The 23,551-nt window shown below is 36.4% G+C and carries 19 protein-coding genes and 1 pseudogene; 13 read left to right on the top strand and 7 right to left on the bottom strand.

Annotated elements, in window-relative coordinates:
- Positions 1-82 precede the first annotated feature (82 nt).
- A complete protein-coding gene (locus I9192_RS11835; protein WP_005032014.1) occupies positions 83-829 on the bottom strand; it encodes an IS5 family transposase in 747 nt (248 codons plus the stop codon).
- A gap of 76 nt (positions 830-905) precedes the next feature.
- The gene (locus tag I9192_RS11830) at positions 906-1,808 is read right to left on the bottom strand and encodes a LysR family transcriptional regulator (RefSeq protein WP_200149826.1); all 903 of its coding nucleotides are present in this window, start codon (positions 1,806-1,808) and stop codon (positions 906-908) included.
- A 102-nt stretch (positions 1,809-1,910) separates the two neighbouring features.
- On the opposite strand from I9192_RS11830, the gene I9192_RS11825 reads away from it, so the two are divergent.
- Together I9192_RS11825 and I9192_RS11820 are read left to right on the top strand one after the other, a co-directional pair.
- Positions 1,911-2,963: an aldo/keto reductase gene (locus I9192_RS11825; RefSeq protein WP_200149825.1), complete on the top strand. Its 1,053-nt coding sequence runs from the start codon at positions 1,911-1,913 to the stop codon at positions 2,961-2,963.
- Between the two features lie 110 nt (positions 2,964-3,073).
- Positions 3,074-3,520, top strand: a complete 447-nt coding sequence (locus I9192_RS11820; RefSeq protein WP_005031809.1) for an SRPBCC domain-containing protein — start codon at positions 3,074-3,076, stop codon at positions 3,518-3,520.
- A gap of 99 nt (positions 3,521-3,619) precedes the next feature.
- On the opposite strand, the gene I9192_RS11815 is transcribed toward I9192_RS11820, so the two are convergent.
- A complete protein-coding gene (locus tag I9192_RS11815; RefSeq protein WP_009584082.1) occupies positions 3,620-4,156 on the bottom strand; it encodes a lecithin retinol acyltransferase family protein in 537 nt (178 codons plus the stop codon).
- Between the two features lie 182 nt (positions 4,157-4,338).
- On the opposite strand from I9192_RS11815, the gene I9192_RS11810 reads away from it, so the two are divergent.
- Positions 4,339-5,094 (top strand): phosphodiester glycosidase family protein, encoded by a 756-nt coding sequence (locus I9192_RS11810; RefSeq protein WP_005031805.1) that lies wholly within the window; start codon positions 4,339-4,341, stop codon positions 5,092-5,094.
- Positions 5,095-5,167: 73 nt separating this feature from the next.
- Here the strand turns inward: I9192_RS11810 and I9192_RS11805 are convergent, their stop codons facing one another.
- A complete protein-coding gene (locus I9192_RS11805; protein ID WP_005031802.1) occupies positions 5,168-5,413 on the bottom strand; it encodes a hypothetical protein in 246 nt (81 codons plus the stop codon).
- A 171-nt stretch (positions 5,414-5,584) separates the two neighbouring features.
- Entirely contained in the window at positions 5,585-6,826 is a 1,242-nt protein-coding gene (locus tag I9192_RS11800) for an OmpP1/FadL family transporter (protein ID WP_005031801.1), read from the bottom strand.
- A gap of 752 nt (positions 6,827-7,578) precedes the next feature.
- Between I9192_RS11800 and I9192_RS11795 the strand changes: the two genes are divergently transcribed.
- Both I9192_RS11795 and I9192_RS11790 read left to right on the top strand, forming a co-directional pair.
- A complete protein-coding gene (locus I9192_RS11795) occupies positions 7,579-8,217 on the top strand; it encodes a TetR/AcrR family transcriptional regulator (protein WP_034715301.1) in 639 nt (212 codons plus the stop codon).
- Positions 8,218-8,276: 59 nt separating this feature from the next.
- Positions 8,277-8,966, top strand: a complete 690-nt coding sequence (locus tag I9192_RS11790) for a class I SAM-dependent methyltransferase (RefSeq protein WP_005031796.1) — start codon at positions 8,277-8,279, stop codon at positions 8,964-8,966.
- A 125-nt stretch (positions 8,967-9,091) separates the two neighbouring features.
- Here the strand turns inward: I9192_RS11790 and plsB are convergent, their stop codons facing one another.
- Positions 9,092-11,293: a glycerol-3-phosphate 1-O-acyltransferase PlsB gene (gene plsB, locus I9192_RS11785; RefSeq protein WP_005031794.1), complete on the bottom strand. Its 2,202-nt coding sequence runs from the start codon at positions 11,291-11,293 to the stop codon at positions 9,092-9,094.
- Between the two features lie 234 nt (positions 11,294-11,527).
- On the opposite strand from plsB, the gene cysK reads away from it, so the two are divergent.
- Positions 11,528-12,526 (top strand): cysteine synthase A, encoded by a 999-nt coding sequence (gene cysK, locus I9192_RS11780; RefSeq protein ID WP_151800943.1) that lies wholly within the window; start codon positions 11,528-11,530, stop codon positions 12,524-12,526.
- Between the two features lie 243 nt (positions 12,527-12,769).
- On the opposite strand, the gene I9192_RS11775 is transcribed toward cysK, so the two are convergent.
- The gene (locus tag I9192_RS11775) at positions 12,770-13,306 is read right to left on the bottom strand and encodes a lytic transglycosylase domain-containing protein (RefSeq protein ID WP_010591799.1); all 537 of its coding nucleotides are present in this window, start codon (positions 13,304-13,306) and stop codon (positions 12,770-12,772) included.
- A 317-nt stretch (positions 13,307-13,623) separates the two neighbouring features.
- Here I9192_RS11775 and I9192_RS11770 point away from each other — a divergent pair, with 317 nt between their 5' ends.
- The 7 genes and pseudogenes from I9192_RS11770 (at position 13,624) to I9192_RS11735 (ending at position 23,070) form a co-directional block, all read left to right on the top strand.
- Positions 13,624-14,082 carry a hypothetical protein gene (locus I9192_RS11770; RefSeq protein ID WP_005031787.1) on the top strand — a complete coding sequence of 153 codons (459 nt, stop codon included), beginning with the start codon at positions 13,624-13,626 and terminating at the stop codon, positions 14,080-14,082.
- Between the two features lie 86 nt (positions 14,083-14,168).
- Positions 14,169-16,793 carry a type VI secretion system Vgr family protein gene (locus tag I9192_RS11765; protein ID WP_200149824.1) on the top strand — a complete coding sequence of 875 codons (2,625 nt, stop codon included), beginning with the start codon at positions 14,169-14,171 and terminating at the stop codon, positions 16,791-16,793.
- Positions 16,790-17,737, top strand: coding sequence for a hypothetical protein (locus tag I9192_RS11760; protein WP_200149823.1), 948 nt, complete (start codon positions 16,790-16,792; stop codon positions 17,735-17,737). Before I9192_RS11765 ends, I9192_RS11760 begins: the two co-directional genes overlap by 4 nt.
- A gap of 10 nt (positions 17,738-17,747) precedes the next feature.
- Complete coding sequence (locus tag I9192_RS11755; protein ID WP_200149822.1) at positions 17,748-20,585, top strand: T6SS effector BTH_I2691 family protein; 2,838 nt, start codon at positions 17,748-17,750, stop codon at positions 20,583-20,585.
- Positions 20,586-20,599: 14 nt separating this feature from the next.
- Entirely contained in the window at positions 20,600-21,430 is an 831-nt protein-coding gene (locus I9192_RS11750) for a putative type VI secretion system effector (RefSeq protein WP_151960667.1), read from the top strand.
- Positions 21,427-22,246: pseudogene (locus I9192_RS22570) on the top strand (putative type VI secretion system effector). Before I9192_RS11750 ends, I9192_RS22570 begins: the two are co-directional and overlap by 4 nt.
- Positions 22,243-23,070 carry a putative type VI secretion system effector gene (locus I9192_RS11735; protein WP_200149820.1) on the top strand — a complete coding sequence of 276 codons (828 nt, stop codon included), beginning with the start codon at positions 22,243-22,245 and terminating at the stop codon, positions 23,068-23,070. The pseudogene I9192_RS22570 and the gene I9192_RS11735 overlap by 4 nt, the downstream one beginning before the upstream one ends.
- Positions 23,071-23,551: the final 481 nt, after the last annotated feature.

Here is a 23,551-nt window from a genome sequence, read left to right as displayed (position 1 = left end):
TATTTTTGACCTTTGGTATAAGTTAAATTTTAAATATTTAAATCAATTAGGGTCTGTTGACATTTAGGGTTCATAATTTAACCTACAATGGGAGCCATAAAAATATACAAGCTAATGCAACAGAACTTTCATAGTTCCGTTTTAACTTGTCGTATCGAGTGGCTATTCCTCGAAATTGCTTTAATCTACAGAACATATTTTCTACTAAGTGCCTGATTTTATATAAATACCAATCCATATGGTCATTGTTTGATTGGCTATTGGATTTTTTAGGTATATTCGCTTTTGTTCTAGTTGCTCTAATCTGCTCTCTTAATGGCTCTGAATCGTAACCTTTATCTCCACATACAACCTCTACCTCATTTAAATCGAGTTTTGAAATTAAATCAGGTGCGACTTTAACATCATGCGTGGTTCCATCAGTAATAATGAAATCAATAGGATTCCCATTTGAATCTACAACTAAATGTATTTTGGAGGAGTTTCCTCCTGCACTTTTAGAGATTGCCTGATCAGCAATACCCGCAGAATGTTGATGAGCACGAATATGGGAACCATCGATGAATAGCCATTCCATATCGGTATTCAGTGATAATAATTTGAATATAGTGAGTAACTTACCACTACTTGACCAGCGATTAAAACGTTTAAAAATAGAGTTAGGTTGTCCAAAGCAAGTGGGTATGTCACGCCAAGGACATCCAGTTCTTATCCTATAAAGAATCGCTTCAATAAAATTTCTTAAATTTGAGTTGAGATGAATGGATAAATTACGCAAAATAGCTTTCAACTTTTGCCAGTGTTGATCTGTTAACATGGTACGAGGCATAGCGAATAGTAGAATTGGGTTTGGCGATTTAATTTTACTACTTCGCTATTTTTTAATCTAAAAGTGTCAACACACCCTATTTATTAAAGTTTTTAAAATGCTCTTGCAGATATTCAATTAAAACTTTGACTTTGTTTGGCATGAGTTTTCGATCAGGGACTACAGCATAAATCGCGGTAGGTTCCACCGTAAATTCAGGAAGAACATGGATTAATCTCTCAGTCATTAAATCATCGTGAACATGCCAAAAAGAGTGATTTGAAATGCCTAGACCTGCCAATGCAGCTTGACGCACACCTTCACCGGCGTTGGTAATAAAGTGTCCTTTGACATGAATATTTAATAATTTATCTCCTTTTAAAGGATCAATAAAGTTCCATGTATCAGTGATGCCTTTTTGATGGCGTTGAACGATACAGCGATGTCGCGCTAAATCTTCAATATGTTGAGGTGTGCCGTACTGCTCAAGGTATTCTGGAGAGGCGCAGAGTAAGCGCTGATTGATACATAACGGTTTAGCAATTAACGATGAATCTTGAAGTTTTCCAATCCGAATTGCAATATCCATTCCTTGAGCAATCAAATCTACGTTCTGATCATTAAGATCTAAGTTTATCGACAATGCTGGATGTTGCTTTAAAAATTCAGCAATCACTTTAACCAGTATTTGTACACCGAAACTCGCAGGCGCTGTGAGATTAATATTTCCAACAAGCTGTTGATCGCGATGTTTAAGATTTTCAGTCAATATCTGAAAACTTTCTAGTAGCGGTTGCCCATGTTCAATCAACGTCTTAGCTTCTTCAGTCAAACGCAATTTACGGGTAGTGCGATAAAATAGCCTAAGCGATAAGTGATGTTCTAATCGTTGAATGCGCTGACTTGCCACTGAAACAGCGATATTGGCATGCTTTGCTGCTTGGCTGATCGAGCCAAGTTCAGCAACACGAAGAAAGAATTGAAAATCTTCTGTATTCATTTTCCATAAAATCGAAAAAGTATTTTCTGATTATCCTGATTTTTTAAATAAATTGAAATTGCTATTTTTGCAATATCGATTATTGAAACAAGGTGAATGGTCATGAAATATAATTTTCTAGGAAGTTCGGGATTAAAAGTATCCGAGCTTGGTTTTGGTGCGGGAACTTTTGGTGGAAAAGGACCTTTATTTTCTGCATGGGGACAGATCGAACAAATTGAAGCCAATCAAATGGTTGCATCTTGTATAGACGCAGGAATTAATTTTTTTGATAGCGCTGATACCTATTCAGAAGGTGAGTCAGAGAAAATGCTAGGAATTGCATTAGCACCGTATCGACAAGATGTAATTATTTCAACCAAAGTGGGGATTCGTAAAGATCCCCAAGTGAATCAAGTCGGTTTTAGCCGTGATTATTTAATGCGTGCCGTTGAGCAATCATTAAAGCGTTTAAATACCGATTATATTGATGTATTACAGTTACATCAGTTTGATAGTTTTACTTGTGTAGAACAATTGATGAAAAGCTTAGATGCGTTAGTGCGTAGTGGAAAAGTGCGTTATATCGGCGCATCAAACTTCTCAGGCTGGCAATTGATGAAGGCGCAGTCAATTGCTGATCGTTATGGTTATGAAAAAATGGTGGCTCATCAAGTCTATTATTCGCTGATTGGGCGCGACTATGAATGGGAGTTGATGCCTTTAAATCATGATCAGCACATTGGTGCTGTGGTTTGGAGTCCTTTAGGGTGGGGACGTTTGACAGGAAAGTTTGATCGAGAGCATCCCATCCCAACTCAAAGTCGTTTACATGCAACAGCGCAGTTTGCACCACCAGTAAATGATCAATATCTCTATGATGTTATTGATATTCTAAAAGAGTTATCGTTGAGTACAGGTTATTCAGTTGCACAAATTGCATTAAAGTGGTTGCTTACGCGCCCTACAGTTTCTACGGTATTGATTGGTGCTCGTAACGAGCAACAGCTAAAAGATAATCTCATTGCAAAAGATGTCATATTGACAGAAACACAGTTACAGCGTTTAAATCAAATCAGTGCAGTATATCCACCATATCCATATTATCCGTATTGGAATGGTCAATTCTCCGAACGCTATCAAGCTTTAGTAGAATCTTCATTTATTCAAAACTAAGCTTTTAAATTGATTAACAAAAACCTGATACTGATTCATACGCAGTTGTGTTATCAGTATCATCCTATTGATCCAATTGTTATTCCTATAAATTAAATAGAGTCATAAGAATGAATCCAACCATTGAAACACAAATGTTAATTCGTAAACCTGTAGCTGAGGTTTTTAATGCTTTTATAGACCCAGCAATAACCACTAAGTTTTGGTTTAGCAGTTCCACTGGACCACTAAAAGAAGGAAAAATTGTGCAGTGGAGTTGGGATAAATATCAAGTAAAATCGAAGGTCATGGTTTTTAATATTCTTGAAAATAAATTGATTCAAATTGCATGGGGCGAAGATCCTAAAACGTCTGTAGATTTTATTTTTGAAGCGGTCAGTGTTGAGCAAACTTATGTCACGATTCGTAATTATGATATCCCATTGCAGGGTTCTGAATTGATTAAATTTATTATCGATGCGACTGGCGGATTTACGACGGTATTGGATGGTCTAAAAGCATATTTGGAACATGGCTTGGTGCTGAATTTGGTCGAAGATAAATTTCCACCTTTTTAAAAAAACGAGAACATCATATCTCATGATTTAGCACTCAGTTTTTACTTGAATTGGGTGCTATAGATTGCTCATTATATAAATGAATAAAGCCTAAAACTTTTACTTTTTGGTGTGTTGGTCTTTCATCGAAAGGTAGGCAGGAAGTTTAAGTTTTGATTGAGCCCTGAGTTTCATTTTTATATATAACACCAAAGCAAAACAGGTGGTTGCCACGGTTAAGAATAATCCATTCATATAGGTCATGATTGAACTAATATAACCGATTGTGGTTAAACGATTCATCATTTTAACCACTTGTGGACTACTTTCTACCCCTGTGATTGCCCAGCTACAAAGATGTTCACAATTATTGATAATTAAATGATAGCTGTTTTCATGCATACGTGAGCGCATACGACGTACGACATGACGACCTGAAAATTTGGGTTGCTCATAAAGACGCACGCGTATGGATTTACCATGCGAGAATTTTTCGAGAGAGGTCATTTCTATAGGACGCTTTTTAAAGAAATGTGCAAAACCAGAATAATGAATCACACGACCTCGTCCTGCATAAATACCATGATGGCTATAGCCAAAATGTTTGACGATTAAATGTGCTCCAATCGGATATTTGGTTATTTGTTTTGTCTGCATATTTCACTCAGTTCAAATAAATTGTACACATGTATTTAATTGAAAGGATAGAATGATTATAGCGATGCGTAATGAATTTAATAGCCCTTAAAGTGCTAATTAAGTAAAAAATTACATTTAAAATGCAAAATAGCATACATTATGAATTAAAAAATTGAAAAGATGATTTGGAATTAAAGTTTATGCGTTTGAGATATTGGATCTATACCTTTTTGACCAGTATAGGATTGAGTACTTTTCCATTTCAGCTACATGCTGAGACGACTTATACTAAAATCAGTAAAGATCAGAAAGTGATAGCAGATGTGGTTCGAATTGATGATCTGAGTAAGCTACAGTTATTCCTCAAAGATCCACAGGCTCGACCCTATAAGAAATTCGCTGCGTTACAAAAGAACCTGAAGCAATGTAATATCAGTTTTGCCATGAATGCAGGGATGTATCATGCCAATTTTACACCTGTTGGGCTGTATATTGAGCAAAACAAACAACAGGTCGAATTAAATCAACAAAAGAATAAATTTGGTAACTTCTTTATGCAACCCAATGGTGTGGTGGCATGGAATGATCATCGAGCTGTCATTCAAACCACAACCCAGTATCAAAAGTCTAAGTTTAAAGCACGCTTTGCGACACAATCTGGTCCGATGCTGGTCATCAATGGACAAATTAATCCAATCTTTGTAAAAGACTCAGACTCGTTGAAAATTAGGAATGGGGTTGGAATTAAAAATAATCAGCTCTATTTTGTGATTAGTCGTGGCAAAATTAATTTTTATGAGTTCGCTGATATTTTTAAAACACAGCTCAAGACTGATCAAGCTTTATATTTAGATGGAAGCATTTCAAGTGCATACATTCCACAAGCAAAAAGGAATGATCAAATATATGACTTAGGTCCTATGTTTGTTTATACAGAAGCTGAGCAGTGTCATTAATTTTGGATTAAAAAATAGCAGAAGAATATATGGATGTAGGTAAAGACACATCCATATATTGTTGTTGATTAAATTATTTAACCATCCCAAAAATTGATGATTGTGCTTTACATGCTTTGATCGCATCTTCTTTTGGCATTTTTTTGATTTCTTCTTCAAATGCCTTTTTCTGTTCTTTCAGCGAATCTTCAGGAATACCACTTTGTTTTGCTAAATCTTCCATATGTTTCCAAGATTCTTCGCATTCCTTTGGCAAGCCACCACATGCTGTTAATGCTGTAGTTAAAGCAATCATTGCTGTTAAATTCAATAATTTCATATTATTACCCTTAAATTGAAAATTGATTTTTATTCATATTGATCGTTAAAGTTTTTAGCATTTATAAATGACGATGAAATGAATTCTTTGAATAAAAAAGACTTCATTCTTCAAATATATACGCCAGAATGAAGTCTACGCTAAAAAATAAATTTATCCAAATCGTTGTTTTTAGAACCGATAGCCGATTTTTAAACCATAGCCAATGGCATTATTGTTTCGATAGTCACCTTGTTGTGCGATTTCAGAAGCACCTGGAACAGGAATATAATATGTTCCATCCTGTGCTGTTGCATCGCCAATCCATTGATATTTAACCCCACCAGCAATAAAGTAATCAGCAGTTGGATTATATTGAACACCAATCCCCAATCCCCACCCACCTTTGGTTGGATTTAATACTGAAGCAGGATTACCTGTACCAGAGTCCCATGACACATCCGCTGAAGCTGCCCATTTTTCAGTAAACTGATGTCCCAGACCAAGTGTTAAATTGTATTGGTCTTTTTGATAATCATCGAGATTGAATCCTCCTGAATACAATCCTTGGCTCAGTTCAGCCGTTGCGAGTTCGGTTAAGGCACCGAATTGGGTAGGGCGAATTTTAAAATCTTTCCAATTTACCCAACGCGCATTTAAATACGCAATTGTGTCTTTATAAACACCAGTTTGTAAGTCAACATTGACGGATTGAGGTGTATTGATTTCAGTTGGTTGATCCCCAGTAAAAGCCAATGCTTCACCAAAAATCGTTTCTTGCGCATCAATTTTATGTTTGATTTTAGAACGGTAGGTTACTGCGGCTTTTAAGGCAATTTCGGGTATTTGAAAAGCTGCACCTGCCATCCAACCTACAGCACTGTCTTGTTTGAATTTTGCATCGTAGCCATTAAACACACTCATCGAATTGCCACGTAAAGATACTGATCCTTTTACAGTTTGATAAACGCCACCGCCATACAAATTAAAATGTGTATTCGGCTGAAAACCGAATAGCATCGTAATATTTTGTGTATCTACATCGGCAGAAGTACCTTTCATGGTAATTTCATTATCCGAGAAAGTATTATTCGTACGTAAAGGATATTCAATATCTGCACCATACGGTTGATCGTAAATCACACCAAAAGAAACTTTTGGCGCAATTTGAAGTTTCAATGTTGCATTATAGTATTGGAATGAGCGCGCCATATTGCCAGTACTTAGATCATTGCTACCTGCATTGACCAAATCTGGACGATTGCGAACTTTACCAGAAACATCTGGATCAACAGCGGAAATGCTGGCTTCAAAATAGTTTTTGTCTTCAAGAAATGCCAGTATTGATTGTCCTGATTGATCCATGGCAGCCGCCTGAGCATAAGCTGTTGAAAATAGAGTAAGTATACTGAGAAGGAGGGGCTGTGTTTTCATGCTGTTCGTTCCTTGAATTTTTTTGTTATTGCGGTCATAAAAGTCAAATAAAATAGCAACCATTAAACTATCTTAAGTAATTAGTTTCACTGGTTTTATTTAGGGGCTGTGGACATTTCATAAATGGCTTGCGTTGTGGGTTAAAATTGAGCAGGCAAGGCATGAAATGAAGAGAATAGCGAGACTATTATTAAATTTCATAACGCAGCCTGAGATAATTTTAACCACAACCCTGAGCAAGAACAAAGCACTGCTTTGTTTGCAGCGCAAGGCGTAGCGGGGACTAGCGTGTTTTGTGTCGCTTCGTCGTTCCCTTGCGAAACAGTGTTTCTCATCATTTAGAATGACTAAATTTCGTATTTCGTGCCTAGAATCGCCTAAAAAACACACCTAGTCGCAAACATAGACGAATTGTCCACAGACCCTAAGCACTTTATAAGGTGAGTGAAGCATTTTTGATCATGTGAAAAAAGGGGATGAGTGACCAAATAAAGGGGGGATTAACGGACAAAGTGAGATTGTTCTGTATCTAAGATAAACAGTTTGATATGGCATTTTGTGCTTAATCAAAGTTTAATGCTGGCTGTGCATCTGGTTGTATTTGGCTAAAATCAACACTTAACAGATCATGAAAATACATTGGTGAAGTTTATATATCAGTATGAAATTGCAGAGATTGATAGCATATTGATTTAAAATTTATTAATATTTAGCTTGAACGATTTAAGCCTGAATAGGATTTGCATATTACTATGAATTATAAAAGATCCTCTGTCATGGAAGAAAAAATGCAGCAGAATCGAGAGATGATTTTATTGTCAGCTCGTGAACTGGTGGCACAAGGGGGATTTAAAGATGCGCAAATTCAAGCAATTGCAGATCGTGCTGGTGTTTCAAGTGGCTTAGTTTACCGCTATTTTGAAAATAAAAATCAAGTGTTGATTGAAGTTTTAAATGCCGCTATTCATATCGAAGTGAATATTCTGAATGATATTGCTCATACTGAATTAATGGCTGTTGAAAAATTGCATCGTGCAGTCACAACTTTTGTTAAACGTGCAATGAATAGCCCACGACTGTCTTATTCTCTGTTGTTTGAACCTGTTGATCCACAATTTGAGCTTGAACGTTTCCAGAGTAAGCAGTTGATTAAAGAAAGTATTATTAAAATTTTAACTGAGGGAAGACACTCAGGTGAGTTTATTTTTGAAGATTTAAATACCACCGCATTGTGTATTGTAGGTGCAATGACATTTGTGGTGATCGAACCGCTCAGTATTGCGAAAACCAAGCGCTTTGATAAAACCTATAAAGAATATTTTGTTAAACAAATTGCTGATTTTTGTCTGCAAGCCGTTAAAGTTAAACATACGATCGTGTCAGAGTCTTAATTACTGATCTATTAATTATCAATCAGTTACTTAAAAATTAAAACTTAGAGGGGTAAATCATGGCAAAGGACTTTAATCATCCCGTGGTTGTAGAAAGTTATGATGAGCATATCCGCAAGTTGATTCCTGGTTACGAACTGATTCACTTACAAGTTCATGCTTTACTGAAAACCTATTTGCCTCAACAAGCCCATATTTTGGTGGTGGGATGTGGTACAGGATATGAGTTGCAGTACTTGGCAGAGCAATTTCCGCAATGGAATTTTACAGCAATTGATCCTGCACCCAACATGATTGATAAAGCCAAACAACATATTGATGGTTTAGGGCTTTCATCAAGAATTGAATGTATCGTTGGTGATACCTCTATATTGCACAATATCGACACAACCTTTGATGCCGCATTGGCGATTTTGGTATCACATTTTGTGCCTGTAGAAAGCAAATTAGACTTTTTTAAAGATATTTCAAATAGCCTAAGCAATACAGGCTTATGTTTAAGTGTAGAGCTCACTCAATTTGAAAATGAGCAACAGTTAGACAGTCTAAAAACTTTGACATTGGATTCAGGATTACATGAAAAGCAAGTAGAGATTATGGCTGATCGTATCACTCAAGATTTTGCATTAATTCGTCCAGACGAGATCATTGATTTGTACAAACAGGCTGGTTTTGCTTTAGTAAAAAGTTTTGCACAAGTGCTCAATTACTATGGTTTTATTGGGTTAAAGTATTCGATAGGCAGATAGAACTTTTATCATCGAATTTTAGTGATCTTCGCTGTGTCTAATTCTAATATCTATACTGGGTATTTTATCAAAACGATTGGTTTCGATTTAATCCCAGTATAGATTTATTCAAATTTACGATGCAGTTATTTATCCTTTGAATCTTTTTCAGGCTCTTTCACCACATTGACATCATATAAATGTGCAAGGGCTGAAAGTAGGCGAATTTTAGGATCTGCGTTTGAAATGCTGATGATTTGATCTGCATCAATATCAATCAGTTTTTCAGCACTGAAATATTCCAGAACATATTCAATCTGGGTATCAACTTCAGTTTCGTCCCATTTTAAGAAAAATGCTTTATGGATCAAGGGATATTGTTCAATCACTTGTGAGCATAAGGTAGATTTTTCAATTTTAAACATCTGTTCTTCAGTGTGCTGTTTAAATACTTTTGCGATTAAAGCAGGCAGAATAAAGGTGTGTAGGATGTTATTACTAAAATATTTGAGTAAGCCGACTTGTATATCACTGACTTTTACCCAACGTTCATTGTCATGTTCAATCAACTCAACTTGTTTGAGTTTCATGGCATATTGAATGATTTCTTTGTTGGAGAGTTCAGTGATTTGCATACGATCATCATAGCGATGATGTTTCAATAAATTGCGGAATTGTTCTAAACGAACCAAAACTTCTCGTTCAGCCAAACTATGCGTTGGTGCGTTTAACAACACCAAAGAAATCAAACTGATTGGATTGATCACAACCGCTTTGTTGATATTTTCCAAAATATCGATTGCAACATCATTCACTGTGGCTTTGACACTGTCAGGAATTTCATCATGCAATCCGACATGTTGCGGTGCTTGATTCTTTTGCAAAATATCTTCAAGAAAAACAGGCTCACCTAGATTGACATGTACCACACCAAATACTTTTTCGATTTTTTGAATAGATTTTAATAAACCAAATAAAGATTCAGCTTGTTTCTTTTGACCGCCCAATTCTTTGATGTATGAACTTCCTTCAATCAGCTTTTCATAACCAAAATATGTAGGAATAAAGGCAATTGGTTTACTGTTTCCACGTAGATAACTTTGAATCGTCATTGCCAACATCCCTTTTTTAGGCGGCAATAATAATCCAGTTCGTGAGCGTCCACCTTCTATAAAGTATTCCATCGGTGTATTGCGATTTAACATACTGTAGATATATTCTTTAAAAACAGCGGTATATAACGCATTTCCATTGAAGCTACGGCGAATAAAGTACGCACCTGCGCCACGCATTAACTGTCCAACGATAGGCATATTTAGATTAATACCTGCCGCAATATGCGGAACCATCAATCCACGGTTATAAATCACATAGGACAGCAGCAAGTAGTCGATATGGCTACGATGACAAGGGGTGTAGACAATCTCATAATCTTTGGCAAGTTCGCGCACCGTATCAAAGTTATGTACTTCGATTCCATCATACAATTGCGTCCAAAGCTTGGTTAATGCAATCTCAGCAAAGCGTAAGGTTGAGTAGGAAAAATCAGAAACGATTTCATCTAAATATTTGTGTGCTAAGTTTTCAGCTTCATTGATGCTGATTTTCTTGTGAATACTTTCATTTAAAATAGCTTCTTTTATGGCTTCAGTGGTCATCAATTTATTGATGACATTGCGACGATCTGAAATATCAGGACCAAGAATGGCTTCTTTATAACCATTAAATTGTTTATTCAGCTCGGTAACCACATAGTGAGCAGGTGAGAAATTCGGTGTAAGCTCGATTGCTGAATTGATCAATTGACGTAGAGAAATCGCTTGATGGAACTCGATATAATTTTCACGCCCATACAACGTGATATTGAGTGCTTGTTTGATACCTGTCGGTTTTGCCCAAGCATCTGCCATCAATGCCTTATACCAACTGTCTTCATTTTCAGGCGCACGTCCCCATAAAATTGTGGTCGGGATCAGCAATACATCTTGTTCTGGATGCTTCAACAAAAATTCAACCAGACGAATGATTTTATCTGGGTAATAAGCTGAAGCATTACTTTTTGTTGGCTCTAAAGTAATAAATGAATCATCTTCTTGGTAGTCAGATGAGAGCTGAAGTGGTGCAAAAGCTGGGCTGAGTTTTCTCTTTTCAGTTTCATTATCGATCAAGACTTTATTGGATGTAGAGTCGTCTTGGATAACATAGCAAATTGGAAAATGAGGTGTATTTGGATCGTTAATTGTATTTTCAAGTGTTTGTGTATCACCCAAAACTTGTGGGCTGACAATTTTATCTAAGATTTTTTTTGTAAATTGACGGTAAAATTTTTGATAAGCACTGCTTGCCATAATCTTCTCTTCAGATGAGTTATGGGGTTATTATGCTTGAAATAATATACAAATATATACTTTGATTTGCTGACAATTCAGTCAAATACATTGCGTAAAAACTAAACTTATGATTTATATGAATAAACTATTTTATTGTTGCTATAATTAAATTCAGTTACTGAATGTCAAAGCTACATAAAAAAGCATTATGATAGATTGATATAAATTAATTTTTAAATTCAAGGAAAGACCATGTCTACAGATCCAAATTTCCCAAGCACAGAAAATTTAGGTATTGCTGTATATGCCAATAATGCTGAATCGATTGGTAATACACCACTGATTCGTATCAACCGTTTGATTACGGGTGGTGCGACTGTATTAGCAAAAACAGAAAGCCGTAATCCTGCGTTTTCAGTGAAAGACCGTATTGGTGCAGCACTTATTGCTGACGCAGAAGCCAAAGGGCTTTTAAAGCAGGGGATGCATATTGTTGAGCCAACAAGTGGTAATACAGGAATTGCATTGGCATTTGTAGCAGCAGCAAAAGGTTATGAAATTACTTTGACAATGCCTGCCAGTATGAGCCTTGAACGTCGTAAAGTATTAAAAGCTTTAGGTGCAAACTTAATCTTAACTGAACCAGCAAAAGGGATGAAAGGTGCGGTAGAAGAAGCTGTACGTTTAGCCACAGAGCAACCTGAAAAATATTACTTACCGCAACAATTTGAAAATCCAGCTAATCCAAAAATCCATGAGACGACAACGGGTCCAGAGATTTGGGCTGCAACAGGTGGTAAAGTTGATATTCTTGTGGCTGGTGTGGGCACTGGGGGAACAATTTCGGGGATCTCTAGTTATTTTGAAAATGTTAAAAAACAGGCGATCCATTCAGTTGCTGTAGAGCCAGCAGACTCTCCAATCATAGGTCAAACCAAGCGTGGCGAAACGCTAACACCTGGTCCACATAAGATTCAGGGGATTGGTGCAAACTTTATTCCTAAGAATTTAAACTTAGATTTGGTCGATGAAGTGATTGCGATTGAAAACCAAGTTGCTATTGATTTTGCACGCAAAAGTGCAACTCTGGAAGGTATTTTTGTGGGGATTTCAAGTGGTGCAGCATTAGCAGCAGCGGCACAATTGGCAGCTCGTCCTGAAAATGCAGGAAAAACCATTGTCGTAATATTACCGGATGCTGGTGAACGCTATTTATCTTCAGTATTGTTTGAAGATATTTCAGCGGATTAAACGCCAATAGCCAGTAACTGTATCTGATCGACAATACACTTAATGGTGAAGTCGACAAAAAACAAACCCTCTCATACATAATTCAGAGAGGGTTTTTTGATATTTAGATGTAGGCGATGCTCAACTTTTTAGAGATATTGCCAAATCTTGCGCTGCAAACAAAGCAGTGCTTTGTTTGCAAAGTTAAGTTGAATTAATTTTAACTTTATTCTGGGGATTGATATTAGATTTTAGTGCTAAATTTTATAACGAAGATTTTAACTGTTTTTCGTGCTGTTTCACTTGTTTGGCATATCTCTTACCTTGGCGTTTCATTTTACGATTTGATTCATAATTTGTAGGACCCACATTGTAATAACCTAAAGCTTTTTTCCAACTTCCTGCAGATTGGTTATATTTCGCTAAGATCATGGTTCCGCAGCGTACATTGGTATATTCATCAAATAGATCGCCCGGGCAAGCTTGTTGCCAATAACGTGGCATGACCTGAGTTAAGCCAACCGCTCCAGAAGGTGAAGTCACATAGCTACGATAACTGGATTCTTGGCGAATTGTAGCTGCAATCAGTAAAGGATCAACATCATATAGATCTGCACTTTGTACAATAAAAGGTGAGACTCGATTTGCAATATCAGGAGAAACTGAATAAGCCTTTTGTATACCTGTAGAAAGTTTAGCTGCACGCTTTTGCACAGAACCACCGCCTAAAGACGAACACGCCGTAATTGCAAGTGTCACACAAATGATAGAAATTATTTTTAATTGATACTGAAGATTCAAAACAAAACCAATACTGCTGATCTAAGATTGGTCATGATGGTAAGTGTCCAATTTATACCTGTCAATCTCACTATATCAGTAGATTTATTCACGATTTGTATCTTTAGCTTTGAACGACTTGTTATTGAGCAATTACAGCTTTGGAAATATTTTATTTAAATTAGTTTAATAAATATAATTTTTATTTGTGATTGAAATTAAATAAAGCTCTTTGAGTATTAAGAAGAATTTGATAAAAAATGTTTATGCTTATGGTTCAAAGATATAAAATTTATCCAATAAAGACAATTAAAGATTGGTAAGGTGAAGAGTGGGATGTGTATGAAGAGCGAAATACACAAGCTGGGATTATGATCTACAAAGGTTCGATGTATGAGCGAATTGCAAAGAGTCAATATATTTTCATTTTGACCGATGGTTTGGCTGAGTTTTTAAAGAAATATGATTTGGCTAAATCAATGAAATTACTCGGATTGCTAATTAAAATAATCACTAGATTTAGATGTGCATTGGGTCTTCAAAAAAATATGAGTATACAGTATTCAATCAAAGAGATTGCGATAGGACTCAATAAAACTGACCAAGAAATTTTAACTGCTTGTTCTTATTTAAAAGAATTATTAGGTGAAAAAAAACGAGTTCCTCTTCTAAATTGGGTAAGAACGCCTAAACAGGAATTAAATACACTTTCTATAAAAGAATTATGCGAAAAATTTAATTTAACTATGGGGGCGGTAATGTATCGGAGAAAACTATTGAAAGGAAATGAAACATAATGAATTATGTAGATAAAATTAAACATGGACAAAATATGATCTTTTTTGTAGAATGTGTTTAATTTAGAACAACTATACAATTAATCATGTTTAATAATATTTATTTTGCTTTGGAAAAATTAGGTCTTACTGCTCAAAAACGTGCTATCCATGCGTCTTTTTCAAATACTGAACTTAATCAACTAGTATTTTTACAACGCGTTGATGGGATACATGCCATCAATGATGGGATGAACTTACAACTGATTTGTCTATCTACGCTGAACGATATTGCATTAAAACGCTTTATTGGCTGTCGTGTAGCCATTGATGTGGTCAATGATCGCTCCGAACTCAATCGTATTTCAGGAATTGTCACCAAAGCTGAGGTGGGTGCCTCTGATGGTGCTTTGACGATTTATCGCCTCACGGTTGAAGATCCAACCGCACTATGGAAACAGCGTAGAAACTCGCGCGTATTTATGAATATGTCTGCTTTACAGGTAGTCGAAGTTATATTTAATGAATGGCGAGAAAGATCTCCACTGTTTGCTTCAAGTTTGACTTTGGATAAAAGCGGTCTAACTAAAGATTACGATATTCGACCCTTCATTATGCAGAATAATGAACGAGATATAGATCTTATTCAAAGGCTTCTAGCATCGGAAGGCGTGACCAGTTTAATTGATGAAGCACAGCTTAAAGTGTCTCATTTTAATGAACCCATCCAGCCTCAAAAGCTTCGATTGATTGATGACAATACTCAATACGAAAGTTTAGAACGACGCACGATCCGCTTTCATCGAAGTTCATCTGTAGAGACTCGCGATTCGATTATCAATTTTACAGGACAACGCTCCCTTCAACCGACGTCTGTGCATATCCACCGTTGGCAAGCCGATATTCTTGAAACCGAAGAAGGTGCGGGCAATGTACAAAGCAAATATCAGCACAGTGACCAGTACGATAACGCCAGTCTAGGCTTAGAACAAGTATGGCACTTTAGCCCTGCATGGACTCAAGACTTAAATGGAGAAGATGGTGTAACGCCATCGGGCAACAGTCAGGTTGAACGTTTTAACCAAAACCTCAGCAATTACTACGATGCCCAAGCCAAACAATTTATCGCAACTTCAACGGTACGAGATGCGCAGGTGGGTTATCACTTTGAGCTAAAAGGGCATCCTCAAATCGATCAAAAAGATTCTGCCGATCGGCAATTTCTGATCATCTCCAAAACCTTTTATCACCAAAATAATTTACCCAAAGACTTGAGCCATCAAGTCGACACTTTGTTAAAACAAAGCCATTGGCAAATCAGCAATATCACCACAAACAATAGCGAAGAACGCCAAGCCAATCAGCTCATTCTACAACGACGTAATATTACAGTTGTTCCTGAATATAATCCCTTAACTCAAAGACCCGCAGCCCATCCAATGCGAGCGAGAGTGGTTGGTCCAAGTGGAGAAGAAATTCATGTCGATGAATGGGGACGTATCAAAGTTCGATTTTTATTTACTCGCAATGAAGACCACAGTCACGATGGTGGCGCAGGCGCGAACGACAATGATACCGACTCAGCTTGGGTCGATGTACTCACTCCTTGGGCAGGCGAGGGCTATGGAGCACGCTTCTTACCGCGTATTGGAGAGTTGGTCATAGTTGACTTCTTTGCGGGGGATATTGACAGACCTTTTGTGGTGGGACGTATTCATGAAGGATACCGTTATCCAACCAAGTTTGATGACAAAGGCAAGTTACCCGATACCAAGAAGTTGGCAGGGATTAAAAGTAAGGAATATCAGGGTAGTGGCTATAACCAACTGAGATTTGATGATACCACCAATCAGATCAGCAGTCAGTTACACAGCAGTCATGGCGCAACTCAACTCAATCTTGGCAACCTCAGTCATCCAAAAGAGACAGATAGCAGCGAAGGTCGAGGAGAAGGCTTTGAGCTAAGAACGGATCAATGGGGTGCGGTACGTGCAGGGCAAGGTTTATTGCTGAGTACTTATGCTCAGGATTCAGCATCAGGCAATCATCTTGATGTCTCTGAAACGCAGTCACAACTTGAATCGAGTCTCAACAACACAAAAGCACTAAGTGAAGTTGCCAAGCATCAACAAACTGATCCTTTAGAGGTTTTAGAAAATATCAAAGGTTTTATCGAAACTTTGACTGAACAAGATCCGAAAAAGGCAGATGCATTTAAATCCGCAGTGATGATGTTAACTTCACCGAATTCTATAGCTATGTTGACCAATAGCGACGTTCATCTTTCAGCAGATGGGCAAATCAGCCAGCAAGCAGGCGAAAGCATGAATCTCAGTACGCAGAAATCTTTGATTGCACATGCAAGTGCTAAAATCAGTCTTTTTGCGGCACAGGAAGGTGCAAGGCTATTTGCAGGAAAAGGTAAAATTGAGATTCAGGCACAAGGTGATGCAGCAGATCTGATCGCACGTAAAGGCATTCAAATTATTTCGACTGAAGACACGATTTATATCATTAGTCCAAAAGAAATTAAATTTATCAGTGATGGCACTGAATTAAAGCTCAATGGTTCGGGGGTGTTTGCAACCACAGGTGGTTTGTTTGAAGTAAAGTCTGGACAGCAGAAACTTACATCGTCCGCTTCGATAAATCCACCTAGTTTAGATTTGCCTGATTGCTCAGCAAAACAAGGACATGCCGCTCAAAATGGATCAGCAAAGGTGATCTTATGATGGCTGAGCATTACCTACAACAGACAAGCATTTTGCCTGAAAATAATTCAGTGGAAACGATTTATCAAAAAATGCAGACAGTGTTCTTTCAGCATGGTCGATTACTGGTATTGCTTGATGAGACTTTAGCACCAGATATCTTTGATGATCTAAAAAATAACTTGAGAGTAGATCAGATTATTTATATTCCGCTAGCTAAGGGGAATGGATATAAAGATACCAGTCTGTTTTTTATTGAAATATCAGATGAAAAGATATTGAAAGACATTGGATTTGAGCTGGCTGAACACTTACTCAAGCATTTTGATATTGCAAATGATCGGTACTTGGTTCACGGTTTTGGGGCTTCTCAATATGAAAATGATGAATTAAATCGAAGATTTAAAACGACATTGGTATTGCAAGATATAGAGTCCAAAATTTTATTTCGTTGGTACGACCCTCGTGTGATGATTTATTTAGATCAAATATTCAACGAATTGCAGTTAAATAGTTTATTGGCAAATTTTATCCAGTGGCATTTTATTCACCCGACGGGGTACTACCATTGGGAAAATATAGATCAGAAAAAATTACAACTTAAAGCGATCAACAAAATTAATGTGCAACAATCTCTACAACTGGATTTAATTGAAATCAGTAATACTGTTTTTAGGAAAGCACATGAATTAGAACAGATCGACAGTCATGATTTAGATCCTCAAAAGATTCTTAAAAACTTATATCAAGCTCATGAGCAATATCATATTAAAAAATATATTGATTTGGTAAGTTATGGTTTATATGCGGAGCTATTAGGGCAAGGCTTTATACAACATCCTCATGTTGTAAATGTGCTTAAACAGTATTGGAATATTGAACCTAAAAATTATAATTTTACCGAAGCGATGAATTTTATCGCTGAAGACGATTGGGCATTGATTAAAACAGAAATACTTGAATAAGGAGAATAATATGGGTGGTGATAAAGAAGCTTTTGCAAGAAAAGAAAATAAAAAAGCAGAACAACGTAGACAGCAAGAAGAGATTTTGGCTGCACCAAATGCGATTACCAAAGCAGCGAATGCTGCAATACAAGTCAATCAACAGACTTCTGATGCAAAAGGCAGTAAAGATCAATGTAATTTTTGCCGTAAATTAGGATTACAGATTTTGCCTTTACGTTACACCGTTACTCGAGATAAAGCACCTCAACTTAATTCTCAGCTTGGAAAAAATGTAAAAAACGTTGCCTTGTCGTATTCACAATATACAACTGAAATGATCGATTCTGGTTATGTGTACGCCATGATCAAAAGAAAAAAAGGTTATGAATGGAGTGGCTACATCGTGACGCCAAAGGGGTATTTGTCATCCTTCCCATTGGATAAACCTGCACCCGTATCTGTACTTGAGTTTGCCTGTCAGGGAAATGAACATGCGGTATTTGCTTCATTTGTCACAGTTGAATATATTGCAACAAATTTGGCAGAAAAAGCGTATTTGATTTATACCCATGCGCCCATGACTGATAAAAAAAGAGAGGAATATCAAGCCAAAGCGGATGAATATGTTAGTTCAGGCAAATGGCAGTCTGTAGATGTTGCAGCATGGGCGAAAGGAACGTCTCAACAGCAACATTGTTTAAACAACACGACCTTAAAGGGTGGTATCAGCCAGCCTTTTTCATTTGGTACTGATCGTTGGAAGCAGCTCGTGAAGAAATTCACCGAAAAGCCGAAAGCTTTTTCAGCTGTTGTGTTATATGATCCCGTTGGAATCACGATAAAATTAAATGAATATCGAAATGAAGCTTATGTCCCTGTAGATGACTATTTAGAAGCAAAAGATAAATATGGTGTCACCAATCAGCGTAAACTGGACTCCGTACAACGCGTGAAAAGCATAGAAGGTTCATTGCTTAAAAATAAGGAAAAAATCGTACAGCGCGAAAATGAAATTCATGAACAAACAGCACCCGCCATTGAAATAAGATATAAAAGCAATTTAAATGCGATTGAGCAACGACTTATCTATGCGAGGAAATGGAATAATACAGCAGAAATTGAGCAACTTGAACAAAGCAAAAAATTGTTGATCGAAGAACATGAACGTACCATGAAAAAACGGGCGGGTCATGGCGAAGAAGTGGGTGAAGCCAATTACCAAACTGACCGCAAAGTTCTACTCGATAATTTAAACTATAAAGAAATTGAAGCGTTTAAGCAGGAAGTAGCTCAAAAATATGACACAGCTTTAAAGGTTGCCAATCAACGTGCTCAAGAACATTTAAATTGGGTGGTTTCTGAAAGTTTATTGGATGCTTTAGATGCCTATGATCAAAAGGATTTACAGAGTGGATGTGCTTTTAAAGCGCATGTAGCGACCATGCTATTTGGAATGGAAGGTGCTGAAGCAGGTGCAAAACAGTTGGATGACTGGGTTAAAAAGCCAGATTATGAGCGTAAAAATTTATTTATACGTGGTTTGTATAGTAATCAGTTAGAAGCCAAAGCCAAGCATGAAGAACTGAAAAAAGCTGCAACAGATTTTACTGCTGTGGGTATAAAAGCCATGAAAGGCGCAATAGACTTTTTAAAGAAAACCGATTCTGCATGGGATGAATGGGCAAGAAATCAGGGAATCGACAAAAATAAAGGCAATATCGCATTCTCTAAAGTTGAAAAAAAGGTCATGCTGTATGTTTCTAACTTTGCCCGTGTGGTGTTTAGAGCAGGCATGGGTTCAACTGCTGAAAGTCGATTTGTCACTGCGATTTCGCAAAAACTGTTGTTTGCTCAGATGGGTGAGTTGGCAGGAAAATTAAGATTTGATCAAGTTGTATATAATATAAACCCTGAAAAATTAAACTCTGGAAATATCAAACTCAGTCCTGAAATTGGTGAAAGAGTCGGTGGTCAGCTTTCAAAAAATGCAAAGGAAGCAACAATGCGTTCTTTGGATGTATTGATCGATGATGCGATGGCAAAAAAGCAACAAGTGGCATTAACTTTAGAAGAAATTGAAAAAGCGGGTAGTAAAGGTATGGTGAACCATACCAACAATTATCATCAGGTGCGCGCATCAGGCATTCTTGTATTTTTAGAGGCGATTAATTTAACGCATATGCTTAGCTCTGGAAAATATAAGGATAATGTACAAATTGCAGCTGTGGTGGCATCTGTATCCGCATTGATGGCTTTTGCTTTGGATATATTCTATGGTTTGGCAAAAGGGGTGCGTGAAGTTGCAACTCAAACTAGCTATGGTGGTGCAGGCGCAGCAGCCACACGAGGCGCAGCAAATATTCAAAGAGCGGGTATTAAATGGGCGGCAGGGAGTTTAAGTACGGTTGCAGGAAGTATTACATGCGTATTAGATTTATTTAAAGCTCAAAATTATGAAACTAAAGTAGACTCAGTGAATAAATCATTAATGTTTCTTTACTATACTCGAGGTTTGGTAGGTGCAGGAGGAGCTGTATTTGGATTATTAGCAACACTAACCTATATTAGCCCATTAATCAATTATTTAAAAAAGGTTGGTGAAAGTCCTGTAATTCAACGTATAGGAGGTCGACTAATTGCGACTAAATTTACAGAGGAGGCACTTCGTGTCGCCTTGCTTCGTGGTGTGGCATGGGCAAGTGGTATCGGATTAGTTTTAACAGTAATTGAGATTACAATATTTATTTATATGGAAGCGACTAAACTTCGTCGTTGGTGTCAGTATTCTACTTTTAGAGCTTTAAAAACCAATCAACCAATGTCTGAAAAGCAAGAAATAGAAGATTTTCAGACATTATTTGTATAATAGAGTATTAATACATGAGTTTGAAAAAAACAGACAAAATAATTGACGAATTGGCGGAAAGACTTTTTATCGTTGAAGGAGAAGTCACAGACTTATTGACCAGTGAAACCATGCAAAACTTAAATGCCAATATGCAAACGGCTACAGGTGCTATAGCAGTGGGTTCAGCACTGGTCGGACAAATTGGGAATGCAGCTTTAGCCAGTTTTGCTGCCAGTGATGAAGGAATAGAGGTAAGTGATTTTGCCATCGAAGTTACTGATAAAAGCAATCAAAAGCATTACTTTAAAGGGTGTTTCCCAGTGGTCATATTTAAAAAAGGCGATATGGTTAAAGTGATTGCAGAACCGCTTTCTGGTCAAAATAAATATGCTTATGTAGCAGCTATTATTGATAAAAATAATAATTATATATGGACTGCTCAGCAAGTATTTAATGGACGGCTTCGATATAGATTTTTTTTAACGAAACTATTTGGGTTTATTAGTTTTTCTGTACTGATTTTTGCTTTGGTTGTTGATTTTTTTATAACTGATTCAGTAAATCATATGTTAATCAATGATTTGGGTATTAAAATCATTTCTTTTTTATTTGTATTGGTTTTTGCGTTTATTGGTTGGAGAGTAGGTGCAAGCTTTGATGAGCAAAGTGTTGAATTGGAAGCAATATTAAAAAAATTAGGATTTAATAAACCCAGTATGGCAAGTTTAAATGATTTTTCAGTTTCTTCTGTAAATAGAAAGAATAAAATAAATATGGATGAATATCCTGATCGTTGGGAGCAATATACTTATCGTTTAGACTTAGCAAAAAAATATGATGAAGAAAAATATGGGAAAAAATGAGTTTAAAAAAAACAGACAAAATCATTGATGAATTGGCAGATCGGCTTTTTATCGTTGAAGGTGAAATAACCGATTTGTTAACCAGTGAAACCATGCAAAACTTAAATGCCAGTATGCAAACGGCTACAGGTGCAATAGCAGTGGGTTCAGCACTGGTCGGACAGATTGGAAATGCAGCTTTAGCCAGTTTTGCTTCCAGTGATGAGGGTATTGAGGTGAGTGATTTTGCTGTAGAAATCACTGATAGCAATAATCAAAAGCATTACTTTAAAGGATGTTTTCCTGTCGTGATATTTAAAAAAGGCGATAAGGTTAAAGTGATTGCAGAACCACTTTCAGGTCAAAATAAATATACTTATGTATCAGCTATTATTGATAAAAATAATAATTATATATGGACTGCTCAACAAGTATTTAATGGGAGACTTAGATATAGGATTTTTGGAATGAAGTTGGGGGGGAGGGGGAGTTTTTTCAATAATAGTTTTTATTTTATTTGCTTTATTTGACGGGGATATCACTTTTATTTTGTATCCTCCTATATTTATTACTTTATGTGTATGTATGTGTGTGTTTATTTTGATAGGTTGGCGAGTAGGCGCAAGTTTTGATGAACAAAGTATAGAATTAGAAGCAATACTAAAAAAACTCGGATTTAATAAACCCAGTATGGCAAGTTTAAATGATTTCTCAGTTTTTTCAGTTAATAGAAAGAATAAGATAAAAATGAATGAATATCCTGATCGTTGGGAAGAATATACTTACCGTTTAGACTTAGCTAAGCAATATGATGAAGAAAAATATGGAAAAAAATGAGTTTTAAAAAGACAGACCGAATGATTGATGAATTGGCAGATCGGCTTTTTATCGTTGAAGGAGAAGTCACAGACTTATTGACCAGCGAAACCATGCAAAACTTAAATGCCAGTATGCAAACAGCTACAGGTGCAATAGCAGTAGGTTCAGCACTAGTTGGACAAATTGGGAATGCTGCTTTAGCCAGTTTTGCAGCCAGTGATGAAGGTATAGAAGTGAGTGATTTTGCCCTAGAAGTCACTGATAAAAATGCTCAAAAACATTACTTTACGGGCTGTTTTCCTGTGGTGATGTTTAAAAAGCAAGATATGGTTAAAGTGATTGCAGAACCGCTTTCGGGTCAAAATAAATATGCTCGTGCAGCAACTATTATTGATCAAAACAGCAGTTATACATGGACTGGTCAAGAAGTGGTTAAAGGGCGGTTTCGATATAGAGTATTTGGAATGAAGATGGCGGGAGGGGCATTTTTATTTATATTAATTGTGCAATTTATAATTGATTACTTTATGTCTAATTCGATAAGTGAAATGGCGAATGCTAAATTAGGTATTCAAATAAATATTTTAGTTATAATGATTATATCACTATTTATTGGTTGGCGAGTAGGTGCTAGCTTTGATGGTCAAAGTATAGAATTAGAAGCAATATTAAAAAAATTAGGATTTAATAAACCCAGCAGAATAGATTTACAAAATTTTGCATTGAGTGATTTGAGTTGGAAAAATAAAGATAAAGATTTTATCCATGAGCGTTGGAAAGATTATACCTACCGTATTGATTTAGCCAAACAATATGATGAAGAAAAATATGGAAAAAAATGAAATTATAAAAAAGATGAAGCTAATATGATGATTAAATATATTTCTACATTCTGCCTATGCCTTTATAGTTGTGTATCTTATGCTTCTACAAGTTTGAATGTAAAACTGGAAAATACAAGCACATTGATTGTACGGAAAGATAAGAACATAAAAAAATAAATTTAGGTGAAATTAACGGATATAAAACTAATTGTAATAATAGTTATTTAGTAGTTTGGGGGATTCCTAAGAAATTCAAAAATAGTTCCCCTCAAAATAATGAAGTTGTTTTTTATAATTTGTATAATAAAAAGCAGAGAGTTGTTAAGACAAGTCATGCCATATTCGATGTTGATTTTTATAAAACTGAAGATAAATCAATTTTAAATTCAGCAACTACGAATACTGAAATTAATTTAAAGACGGGAGAACAAAGTGACTTCCCAGAAATAAGCCAATCCACTTTAAACCAACTAGTAGTTTGTAAAAATTTAACTCAATT

Origin of the sequence: Acinetobacter bereziniae, from assembly GCF_016576965.1 — a bacterium.
GTDB lineage: Bacteria > Pseudomonadota > Gammaproteobacteria > Pseudomonadales > Moraxellaceae > Acinetobacter > Acinetobacter bereziniae.
This window is presented reverse-complemented; position numbering and strand designations above follow the sequence as displayed.